Below are 11,038 nucleotides of genomic sequence, written 5' to 3'. Positions count from 1 at the left end.
AAAACGGAGGGACTCCCATTTTGATTCGGTAACCTGCCGACCATAGCAAAAAAGGAAACTTTTACCTTAGGACATGGCTTTGCGTCTCTATGTTTCCATAGATTTGCCTTTTTCTTCTTTTCTTTTAGATATTTTCTATTTACGTCCACTTTATATGAAATTATTGTTTTTTTCACCGAAAAATGGGTGTAAAGATTCATGCGTTATGCCGAAGGGATCACATCATAATTTACGATATTTACCGAAAATAACTAATAATAGTTGCGTTCCACCGAAAATAAATGACCAATTACCGCAAAAATTTCATGTTTTTCCTTAAATTTTTCAAATATGACCGAAAATGTAGGAGAGAGGTCTCCTATCACGCCTCGCATTTTCTTAAACCTTAAGAACTACATTCCATAAAACTTTGAATATTTTTACCATAAAAAACAATACAAAAAGAGCTGTCATTTCAAATGACAGCTCCTTGTTTCTTCATTATATTTACATCACCTTAGACAGACCAATCGTTTTCTCAATAATGAGCAACGCAATGATAGAAATGATAATAAATATGACAGATATCGCATTGACACTCGGATCAAAAGTTTGCTCAATGTAATTAAACGTCCTCACGGGAATCGTAATGGTTTGAGGTGAAGAAACGAACAAACTAATCGAGATTTCACCAAATGATGTCACAGCAGAAAACACCCCACCTGCGATAATACCAGGCTTGATCAAGGGCAGTGTCACACGAAAGAAAGTACGTATGGGCCCTGCACCAAGATTCATGGAAGCTAGCTCAAGACGTGGATCAAGATTTGAAACACTGACACCCACGGTTCGTACCACATAAGGAAAACCAATGATGACATGCCCAATGACTAATGCCCACAAAGACCCTGTAAAACCCATAGCCGTAAACAAATACAGCATCGCAATCCCTAATACCACCTGAGGAATCATAAGAGGTGACAAAATAAAGGCTTGAACAGCTTCCTTTCCCTTAAAGGAAAGCCTTGCTAAAGCATAAGAAGCCATCGTTCCTAAAAGAACAGTAAGCGGCGTCACAATCAATAACAGAATCACGCTGATACGCAAAGATTCCATCCATTCTGGATTCGACACGACCTCATGAAACCAGCGAACGGAAAACGAAGTCGGCGGGAATTCAGGAAAAGCATTCGGACTAAAAGCAGAAAGAACAATGACAAGAACAGGTACGGTTAAAAAGAGATAAACGAGTGAGCCTGCGGTCCATATCAGAACCGAAAGCAAACGGTCACTTATTGATTTTTTACGCATGCATCCTCGCCTCCCAACGCTTCAATAGATAGCTTAATAGACTGACGACCGCTAGCACACAAATCAATAAAGTAAAGGACATCGCAGCGGCAAGAGGCAAATTATACACCTGCATGACCTGCTGATAAATGGACAGTGGCAAGAGCGGTTGCATCCGTCCGCCGACTAGCAGAGGAGTAATATAACTTCCTGCTGCAAGTGAGAAGACAATAATTGCTCCGGTGATCATGCCTGGAATCGTAAGCGGCAAGGTCACATGAAAAAATGTCCGAATACGACCAGCACCAAGACTCATAGAAGCCGGTCTTAAGTGACGGTCCATATCAGTTAAGCTCGTTGCAATAGGCAGCACTGCAAAAGGCAGCATCACTTGAACATAAGCAATAATGACCGCATTCATATTCCACAGCATCGATAGCGGTTTCTCAATCAGATGTAAATCGATCAGCATGCCATTGATCAAGCCATTTTGAGAAAGAAGAACGATCCATGCAAATGTCCGAATGACGACACTCGTCAAAAGCGGCGATACAAGTAAGATATAGAAAAAAGCCCGCAATCTTGGGTGAGGTGCTTTCACTAGCACATAAGCTGCTGGATATGCCATCAATAAACAAATCACCGTTGTCTGTAAGGCCACCCACACAGTACTTCCAATTGCTTTCACATATGCATCTGTCGTAAATACATGTAAATATTGAGACAAACTATAGGATTGTAACGTATTCATCATCGAATCCACATCACGAAAACTGAGGACAAACATCATCACAAGCGGAGCAAGAAGGAATACAACTAGAAACAAACAAGCTGGCAGCAGCATAAACCAATGAAAGCGCTGATTCTTTTTTTTGATTCGCATCACGCATGCACCTTCGAATCTAAGAACACAATATCTTCAGGCTGCCAATGAATATGCACAGTTTCTCCAACTCGAGGCAGCTCGGGAAATGCTGCGTCTGATGCATGGACAATGATTTCACCTTGATTAAGCCCAACGACCAAACGTAAAGAGTGCCCAATATAACTGACATCTGCCAACACGCCTGTGACATGATTTGGCTGAACTTCCTCCCCGCCAGAAGATAACTTGATTCTCTCAGGACGCAGCATGAGTAAATGCTTCTCGCTCTTCTCTTTAAATGCGGCTTTTAGCTGAACTTGCTTCCCGTTTGATTGAATGAAATGTGGAACAGTGTATGTGGAAGTAACTTCATCATACTTCGCTTCAAATAGATTGACCTGTCCGATAAATTCAGCAACAAAACGATTATTTGGCTGACGATATACTTCTAAAGGTGTCCCAATCTGCTGAATTTTCCCCTCACCTAATATCCCAATTCGGTCGGAAAGACTTAAGGCTTCCTCCTGATCATGCGTCACAAGAATAGTCGTAATTCCGACATTCCGTTGAATATTTCGCAGCTCCGTCTGCATATTTTTTCTTAGCTTTGCATCTAGGTTACTAAGTGGTTCATCCAGAAGGAGAACGGCAGGCTGGATAGCAAGTGCACGTGCAATTGCGACCCGTTGCTGCTGACCACCACTTAATTGGTGCGGCATACGTTTGGCAAATGACTCTAATTGAACAAGAGACAAACTCTCCATCACCTTTTGCTTGATTTCCGCCTTCTTTTTCTTTTGAACCTTCAACCCATATGCAACATTATCAAATACGGTGAGATGTGGGAAAAGTGCATAGCTTTGAAAGACCATCCCCGTTTTCCTTTGATAAGGAGGTAAAGTCGTCACATCATGATCACCAATATAGACGACTCCTTTTGTCGGTTCTAAAAAACCGCCAATGATATTGAGTAAAGTTGATTTTCCGCAGCCACTAGGGCCAAGAAGGGAGAAAAACTCTCCCTCTTTTACCGTAAGACTGACATCATCAAGAGCAATCTGTTCGCCGAAATGCTGGCTGATATGTTCTAAATTGATTCCACTCATGCGATCACCTATTTTCCTCCGCCTAATACTTCATTCCATCGATTCGTCCATTGACCGAGCTCTGAAGTCGCTGTTTCATAATCTACCCAAGTCAGCTTGCTATAATAATTTTCGCCAACCTTCACTTTCCCTTTAATCTTGTCTCCGTATTTCACATCAGAATTCGACATACCGTAGTAAGATTTTTCTGAGAAGGCTTCTTGAGCTTCTTTCCCACTAAGGTAGTTTAATAGCTTATAAGCCGCTTCCTCATGCTGACTTCCCTTTGTTAACGCCCAGCTCGCAACTGCTGCCACAGCGCCTTCTTTCGGATATGAGAATCCAATATCCATCCCTTCTTCTTCAAGTGCAAATGCTCGGCCATCCCAATATGGAACTGCCGTCACGTCACCACGTTCTAACAGCGTTTGAATAGACCCTGGGTTATCAGGAAAAGCAGCTACACGCCCTTTTAATTGTGCGAGGCTTTTAAATGCTTTATCAATATCCTTAGGATTTGATTCTGTCCCTCCTTGAGCATGGACAAGTGCAGAGAAAAATTGTAAGCCCGCTGAATAAGTTGGGGAAGAAATCGCCACTTTCCCTTTCAGCTGATCGCTCCATAAATCTGTCCAGCTGTTTGGCTCCTGTTTGACAAGATCTTTTCTATAAGCAATTCCAAGCTGTCCCATACTAAAGCCTGCTGCATATTGTTTTCCATCAACAGTGAGTTTCTTTTGAACAGAACGATAAAGCTTTTTCACATTTGGCGCTTGATCTTCATCAATAGGCGCAAGAACGTTTGCCGCAATACCTCTTTGAATCGTATCAGGCTGTAAAATAAGCAAATCATACGGTGGATTTTTACCATTAGATGCTTTTAATTTTGTAAACCATTCAGAATCTGCCCCAGAGACCGTTTGTACTTTAATGCCTGTATCCTTTTCAAACTTTTCGAGGATTGGCTTAATATTCTTTTCCCAATCCCCTCCGTAGACACCAACGATCACAGTCTGCTGCTGTTTACTTTGATCCTGCCCATTTCCACCGCATGCAGACAGCAGTAACATGACGGATAGGACACCTGCAAATATGGCGATTACTCTTCTTTTCATGATTCATTTCCCCCTTTTTGTTGATTCAACTGACGAAGTGCTTGAATAATATCCATCTTTGTTAACGGTTCCTGTCTATGACTAAAATGAGAATGAACCGCATGTTTATAGTGCGTACGCTCATTTGCTGGGTATGAACGAAGCTGCACAGCAAGCTCACTGCTGGCTTCGTCCGTCCACACTTTCTCATAAGCTGCTCTTTGTTTTCCAAAATCCCAAGCGACAGCATCAGCATCATTCATCTTTTCACGAAGCCTGCTCGTCTGCTCGTCATCAATTTTCCATTCATTATGATATCGATAGACTTTGACGCCATATTGCTGAAGTGCTCTTTCTTCACTTAATAGCCCTGCTTCCACTTCATGAAGGACTTTTTCTTTCGTTCTAGAAAATGGATTCCCCCATCCTCCTCCACTTGGTGAAACCAATTGAACAATATCGCCTTTTTCAAGACGCATGACATCAATTTTCGGCTGGTTTTGTGTCTCCCCATTTGGTTTGGTCAATTTCACCTCACCAATTGCTCCTGCACGTCCGCCCATTAACCCCCAAGGTTGAAACTTCATTCGTTCCATTCCTCGTGCCGTCACCATCGATTCTGGCTTGATCATTTCAAATTCTAAACCAATTGCATGTCCCCCTCTATGTTCCCCTGCTCCACCTGTGTTTGGCAGCAGTTCATATCGGTGTACATGAATATCAATATGCTGTTCCAAGCTCTCAATGGGTGTATTTTTTAAAAATCCTGACGAATGATCAATTCCATCTACTCCATCAGTCCCTTTTTGAGCACCGCCGCCTCCGCCTAACGGTTCGACCACAGACATTTTTCTGCCTCCTGTTTGATCATCAGGAACAGAGAGAACGACGATAGCGGATTGCCCTGCACCTGCCGCCGGCACTGCTTCAGGCAACAGCTTACCAATAGCACCTAGCACGACATTATACAATCTCATTGTAATGGAATGCCGAATACCGACAGAAGCCGGATATTCTGGATGGACAAGCGTTCCTTTAGGTGAAATCACGTCTATCGGATACGTAATCCCACCATTAATCGGAATAAAAGGATCTTTACTAATAATGTAATTGATCAATCCTTGATATAAGAAGGAGTGCTTTTGACCATTGGTGACAAGATTAAAAGCTGTCTTAACTTGCGGGTCACACTCAGAGAAGTCCAGTGTCAGCTGTTTCCCTTTGACCGTCAGCTTGATCTTTAATCGGATCGGCACGTCCGAAATCATATCATCATCCAAGTAATCAGCGAATTCACTCGTTCCATCAGGGATGGCTTCAATGACTTTTCCTGCGCGATCCTCTGCTTGCTTCAGCAGATCAATCATTCCTTGCTTCACTTCGTTTTTTCCAAATTTCTCGATCATTTCTTTTAATCTGATTTCTGCTGTATTAACAGCGGCAATCATCGCATTAATATCGCCATCATTTAAATGACTCGCCCGGCTATTAGCTCTTAAAAAGGTACGAACAACCTGATTCTCTTTTCCACCTTCATAGATTTTCACTGGCGGAATTCTTAATCCTTCCTGATGAACATCTGTTGCAGTTGGAGAAATGCTTGAAGGGACAAGACCTCCCACATCACTTACATGAACAAAAGACCAGGCATAACTGACAATTTCATCTTCTATAAAAATAGGTTTGATGATATGAACATCTGGCAAATGAGTCGCTAAACCGTCTGTCGTATAAGGATCATTTGTGATGATAATGTCACCCGGCTGCATCGGTCCGCTTTCTTCAATCGCTTTTTTGAGACTCAGCCCTAAAAAGATCGTGACACCGACTGTTTTTGGGTAAACAAAGAAATCTCCAGAAGGCGTGGCTAATGCTGTGGCAAAATCCGCCGATTCTTTTACGAATGTTGTAAAGGATGTCCGCTCAATGACATGTCCCATGCCTGATGCAATCGCATTAAAATAACTCCTCATCATCTCAAGCTTTGCTGGATCAGTTCCCATGTAAAGCCGCCTCCCTTGAAATCACCAAGTTTCCTGAATGGTCTATGCTGCCTGCCCATTTTGGCAAAATCAATGTTGTCGTATCATCTTGCTCAATGATGGCAGGTCCTTTCACAACAGCACCTAATGACAAATTACTCCGATTGTAAACAGATGCTTCGTACTCTTTTTCTTCTATAAAGATTCGTCTGTATGATTGTGGTATTAAAGGCTGTCCGCTGCTTTCATCAACAGGAGAGAAAGGCAGTGGAGGTGTTTCACCTATAACCCGAACTCGCAAATGAGTAAATTCAATGTTCGCCTGATCATCTCTATGGCCATATTGACGCTCATGCAGGTTGTGGAAAGCTTCAATCAGGTGATAGACGTCTTGTTCCTGCTTTAGCCAATCCACCGATAATGGCAATTCAATCTCAAATGCCTGCCCTTGATAGCGGGCATCTGCTAATAACAAAATGGACGTTTGTTTGATATGTTGAATGTTTTGCTGGCTGAACCAATCCGTTGCTTTGCGTGAAAGCATTTCATAATCTTGTTTTAATTCGTCCATCGTATAGTCTTGTAAGCAGATTTTCTTAGACAACACAGCATCATGGATAAAATCGGCTGTAAGTGCACCTAGCGCACATAATGTTCCTGGACTTGGAGGGACGACCACATTTTTCGCATGAATTTCTCTCGCAAGGAAATTCGCGACAACAGGTCCTGCCCCGCCAAATGCCAACAAACTAAAATCTCTAGGATCAAACCCTTGCTGCTCCATGACATTGCTTAGTTCTGTGTACATATTGGCAACAGCCACTTGAATCAACTGGTCAGCCGCCTGTTCGACCGTTTTATGAAGCTGATCAGCAATTGGCTGAAAGGCTATTTCCGCTGCAGACCGCTGCAATTGTAAATGTCCTCCGGCAAACCGTTCTTGATTGAGGTAACCGCATATGAGAAATGCATCGGTTAAAGCAGCTTTTTTTCCCCTTCCATACGAAGCAGGTCCAGGCTGCGAGCCAACTGATTCCGGTCCTGCTTTAAGAAGCCCGCCTTGATCAAGCCATGCAACAGAACCTCCGCCAGCCCCTATCGAATACATTGCAACAGATGGAAGAATGATCGGAAATCCTGAAAGCTGATTCGATTGAGCCATTGTAGGCTGCCCATTTTGAATGATCGAGATATCTGCACTTGTGCCACCAACATCAAACGTAATTAAATTGGGTTCATTTGCAGAAGTTGCAATTCTTGCTGCACCAATTACACCAGCTGCCGGGCCAGAAAAAAGTGTTTTAACGGGTGAAGTAGCTGCACTTTCTGCATCCATTAAACCACCATTTGATTGGGTAATGTATGGAGAAATTGGTACACCTTCTTCTTTCAAGCGGCTTTTCAATGTTTGTAAATATTGTTTGACCTTTGGTTGAATGTACAAATTGACAACAGACATCACTGTCCGCTCATATTCCCTCATTTGTGGCCATAATTCAGAAGACGTCAGGACTTCTAATTGTGGGTAATGGTGATGAATATAGGCTTTAGCTTGTAATTCATGAACTGGATTCTGATAACTATGTAAAAAAGAAATGACAATGCCTGCTAGTTTTTTAGACATGACCTGCTGGACAGCATCATCTAATTGCTGCAGTTGGAGAGGTTTTTTGATCGAACCATCGTGTATGAGCCTTTCAGAGATTGGATATACATGTTTTCGTGGTATCAATGGTTCTGGCAATTGAGAATTGAAGTCATAAGGAATGGGTAGACGTAAACGCTGTAATGACAAAATGTCTTGAAAACCTTCCGTTACAAAAAGGGCTAAATCTGCTCCCTTTCTCTGCAATAATGTATTAAGACCGATTGTCATCCCGTGTACGAGATATTGTATTTTGGATAAATCGACACCTCTTTCTTTTAGAAGTTTCAGCCCATTGATAATTCCTTGAGCTGGGTCATCTGTCACTGTAGGTGTCTTGAGTTCAGTCAGCTCCCCTGTCGCTTCATTCATCAGCGATAAATCAGTAAATGTTCCACCTATGTCTATTCCGAGCCGATAAGAGACATCCGCCATTTGTACTTCCCTCCTGCAATGTAATTGGAATCATATTTTGATAAATTACGACATTTTTTGATATTTGACTCCATATTATTAAAGCATATCGGTCTAGTCAATTTTATTTTTTTGAAATTTCTGTGTGTTAAAATCTTGAAATTAGCCTAAAAACCAATCATAAAGCCATTTTGCATCAGCATATATGTTTTTTGAGCAGCAAAATTAAATTTTTATGAGTTTGTACAACGAGGAAAAGAGCATAAACAGGTAAAAAACGTTTTTCGAACTTTAAAAGACGTTTTTTCAAAACGAGGAGAAATTGGTAAGTAATTCTGCTATACTTCTGTTTACAAAATACGCTAAAGAGAAAGAGAGCTAGCATCTATGAAACTTCTTAAAACCATTCTCTTGCTTTTATTGATTGTCATTGGTATAGCGACAGGCTATGTCCAACTAGGGCAACATAAACAAGAGACGACAAACTCTTCTTATGACAAAACCATTCACTTTCCATCAGATCGATATCCAGAAACCGCGAAGCACATAGAAGAAGCTATTGACGAAGGTCATTCTTCCATTTGCACCATTGATCGAAAAAATAGTGATGAGCAAAGAGACAAATCACTTCATGGCATTCCAACAAAGCGTGGTTATGATCGTGATGAATGGCCAATGGCGATGTGTAAAGAAGGTGGAGCAGGGGCTTCTGTCAAATATGTACGTCCTTCGGATAATAGGGGGGCAGGCTCTTGGGTAAGTCATCAATTATCAGATGATCCTGATGGCACAAGAATCCAATTTATTATCGAGTAGCACGATCTTTCCTTTTTTCATAACAAAAATTTCTGTGTAAGTGCATTCACGTATATCAAACATTTTTTTCATGCCGATAATCTTTAAGGAGGGATACCCTACCTTATACCTAAAGGAGTAAAAAGCATGAAGAAAAAAGGAAAACTGAGGCTTGGCGCCAAAATAATGCTGATCTTTTTAAGTGTCCTCATCGTATTTTCAGCAGTGGTTGGTTATGTAGTGAACCGCGAAATGACAGAGAACATTAAGCAAATGGCCACCGAAAAAGCAAAAGGCGATCTAAAGCTAGGATACGCTTACCTAACTGAAAAGGTTGCTGGCTCGTGGCAGATAAAAGATGGCAAGCTTTACAAAGGAAATACTCAAATCAATAACCATGACACATTGGTTGATCAATTAGCCGAATATACTGGTGATACAATCACGATTTTCCAAGGAAATACCCGTGTTGCCACAAATGTCATGTTAAACGGGAAACGAGCTGTAGGAACCGAAGTCTCACCTGAAGTAAAGGCCGCTGTTTTGGATAAAGGCGAGAATTATTACGGAACAGCCAATGTTGCCGGGAAAGACTACCAAACGGCTTATATGCCCATCAAAAATGATACAGGGGAAACGATTGGTATTTTCTATACCGGTGCAAATCAAAGCATGATTTCACAAATGCTTCAGTCTTTCTTTATTCAATTTGTCACGGTTCTACTGTTAAGTTTAATTGTTTCTGTTATCATTATTTCTATTTTCACAAAGCGGATTCAGACACGTCTCAAACATATGGCATCTGCTATTAAGAGTGCAGGCGAAGGAAATTTAACCATCAACGTGACAGATCACACAGGCGATGAACTTTCTGAGCTGGCAGGTCACTTTAATAAGATGCGTGAGAAATTAAATCAAACCATTTTAAATGTGATCAAAACATCTGAATTAGTAGCCACCTCTTCTGAGGAGCTGTCAGCTAGCGCAGAAGAAACGAGTGCAGCATCAGAGAAGATTACCCATACCATTCAAGAAGTCGCTCAATCGTCTGAACAGCAATCAGCCCAAATGACAGCTAGTGAGCACACGATGAGACAAGTATCTAACGAGCTAGTAAACATCACTGAAAATGCGGGACAAATGGCAACAAGAAGCCAGTCCGCACAAGAAATGGCCCAAAAAGGTGTACAAAATATCGGTGAAGTCAATTCACAAATGACATCTATTGCAAAATCAATTGAAGAGAACGGTTCAGCAATTCAAGCGCTAGAAACACGTTCAGCCGAGATTGATCAAATTTCCAAAGTGATTACAGATATCGCTAACCAAACTAATCTACTTGCTCTTAATGCGGCCATTGAGGCAGCACGCGCAGGTGAACACGGAAAAGGTTTTGCCGTTGTGGCAGACGAAGTGAGGAAGCTCGCAGAAGAATCGCAAACCTCATCCAACATGATTTCACATCTCATTTCCGAAATACAAAAAGAGATGAATCATTCGACGAGTGCCATTAAACGAGTACGAGAGGAAGCGGCTCAAGGGGCTGTTCTTATTTCTCATACAGAGGATTCATTTATTGACATTCAGCAGTCAATGAAGGAAATGGCAGATGGCATTAAACATTTATCGGATGCATCCCAAAAAATCGCAGCTTATACAAATGATGCGAAGCAGACCTTTGCCTCTATCACAGAAGGCGTTAAACTGACGAGTGAACATTCACAACAAGTAGCAGGTTTAACAGAAGAACAATTTGCAGCAATGGAAGAAGTAACAGCTTCATCAGAGGCTCTTGCCCATTTAGCAGGAGACCTAAAAGAAATGGTTTCACAATTTCACATCTAGATCCCTCATACAGTAGCGCAAGACGGCGACAATCGTCTTGCTGC

At 41.7% G+C, this 11,038-nt stretch carries 8 protein-coding genes and 1 riboswitch; of the genes, 2 read left to right on the top strand and 6 right to left on the bottom strand.

Annotation, left to right across the window (positions count from 1 at the left end; genetic code table 11):
• Positions 1 to 24: 24 nt before the first annotated feature.
• A riboswitch (cyclic di-GMP riboswitch) is annotated at positions 25 to 118 on the bottom strand.
• Positions 119 to 486: 368 nt separating this feature from the next.
• Genes V7L95_RS09090 through V7L95_RS09065 form a run of 6 tightly spaced genes read right to left on the bottom strand, consistent with a single transcriptional unit; the run spans position 487 to position 8,375 of the window.
• Positions 487 to 1,290, bottom strand: coding sequence for an ABC transporter permease (locus V7L95_RS09090; RefSeq protein ID WP_008347828.1), 804 nt, complete (start codon positions 1,288 to 1,290; stop codon positions 487 to 489).
• The gene (locus V7L95_RS09085; RefSeq protein ID WP_008347830.1) at positions 1,283 to 2,152 is read right to left on the bottom strand and encodes an ABC transporter permease; all 870 of its coding nucleotides are present in this window, start codon (positions 2,150 to 2,152) and stop codon (positions 1,283 to 1,285) included. The genes V7L95_RS09090 and V7L95_RS09085 overlap by 8 nt, the downstream gene beginning before the upstream one ends.
• A complete protein-coding gene (locus V7L95_RS09080) occupies positions 2,152 to 3,240 on the bottom strand; it encodes an ABC transporter ATP-binding protein (protein WP_017366594.1) in 1,089 nt (362 codons plus the stop codon). The genes V7L95_RS09085 and V7L95_RS09080 overlap by 1 nt, the downstream gene beginning before the upstream one ends.
• Positions 3,241 to 3,248: 8 nt before the next feature.
• Positions 3,249 to 4,334, bottom strand: coding sequence for an ABC transporter substrate-binding protein (locus V7L95_RS09075; protein ID WP_017358546.1), 1,086 nt, complete (start codon positions 4,332 to 4,334; stop codon positions 3,249 to 3,251).
• Positions 4,331 to 6,316, bottom strand: a complete 1,986-nt coding sequence (locus V7L95_RS09070) for a hydantoinase B/oxoprolinase family protein (RefSeq protein ID WP_340968938.1) — start codon at positions 6,314 to 6,316, stop codon at positions 4,331 to 4,333. Before V7L95_RS09070 ends, V7L95_RS09075 begins: the two co-directional genes overlap by 4 nt.
• A complete protein-coding gene (locus V7L95_RS09065) occupies positions 6,306 to 8,375 on the bottom strand; it encodes a hydantoinase/oxoprolinase family protein (protein WP_050826929.1) in 2,070 nt (689 codons plus the stop codon). Before V7L95_RS09065 ends, V7L95_RS09070 begins: the two co-directional genes overlap by 11 nt.
• A gap of 366 nt (positions 8,376 to 8,741) precedes the next feature.
• Between V7L95_RS09065 and V7L95_RS09060 the strand changes: the two genes are divergently transcribed.
• Positions 8,742 to 9,170, top strand: coding sequence for a NucA/NucB deoxyribonuclease domain-containing protein (locus tag V7L95_RS09060; RefSeq protein WP_007498233.1), 429 nt, complete (start codon positions 8,742 to 8,744; stop codon positions 9,168 to 9,170).
• 126 nt (positions 9,171 to 9,296) lie between these two features.
• Entirely contained in the window at positions 9,297 to 10,994 is a 1,698-nt protein-coding gene (locus tag V7L95_RS09055; RefSeq protein ID WP_099496297.1) for a methyl-accepting chemotaxis protein, read from the top strand.
• Positions 10,995 to 11,038 lie beyond the last annotated feature (44 nt).

This window comes from Bacillus sp. PPSBB_11 (assembly GCF_038023285.1).
GTDB classification, from domain to species: Bacteria; Bacillota; Bacilli; order Bacillales; family Bacillaceae; genus Bacillus; species Bacillus altitudinis.
This window is presented reverse-complemented; position numbering and strand designations above follow the sequence as displayed.

Coding starts and splice junctions, on each gene's coding strand:
- V7L95_RS09090 (WP_008347828.1), bottom strand. CDS start 1,290: ATGCGTAAAAAATCAATAAGTGACCGTTTGCTTTCGGTTCTGATATGG.
- V7L95_RS09085 (WP_008347830.1), bottom strand. CDS start 2,152: ATGCGAATCAAAAAAAAGAATCAGCGCTTTCATTGGTTTATGCTGCTG.
- V7L95_RS09080 (WP_017366594.1), bottom strand. CDS start 3,240: ATGAGTGGAATCAATTTAGAACATATCAGCCAGCATTTCGGCGAACAG.
- V7L95_RS09075 (WP_017358546.1), bottom strand. CDS start 4,334: ATGAAAAGAAGAGTAATCGCCATATTTGCAGGTGTCCTATCCGTCATG.
- V7L95_RS09070 (WP_340968938.1), bottom strand. CDS start 6,316: ATGGGAACTGATCCAGCAAAGCTTGAGATGATGAGGAGTTATTTTAAT.
- V7L95_RS09065 (WP_050826929.1), bottom strand. CDS start 8,375: ATGGCGGATGTCTCTTATCGGCTCGGAATAGACATAGGTGGAACATTT.
- V7L95_RS09060 (WP_007498233.1), top strand. CDS start 8,742: ATGAAACTTCTTAAAACCATTCTCTTGCTTTTATTGATTGTCATTGGT.
- V7L95_RS09055 (WP_099496297.1), top strand. CDS start 9,297: ATGAAGAAAAAAGGAAAACTGAGGCTTGGCGCCAAAATAATGCTGATC.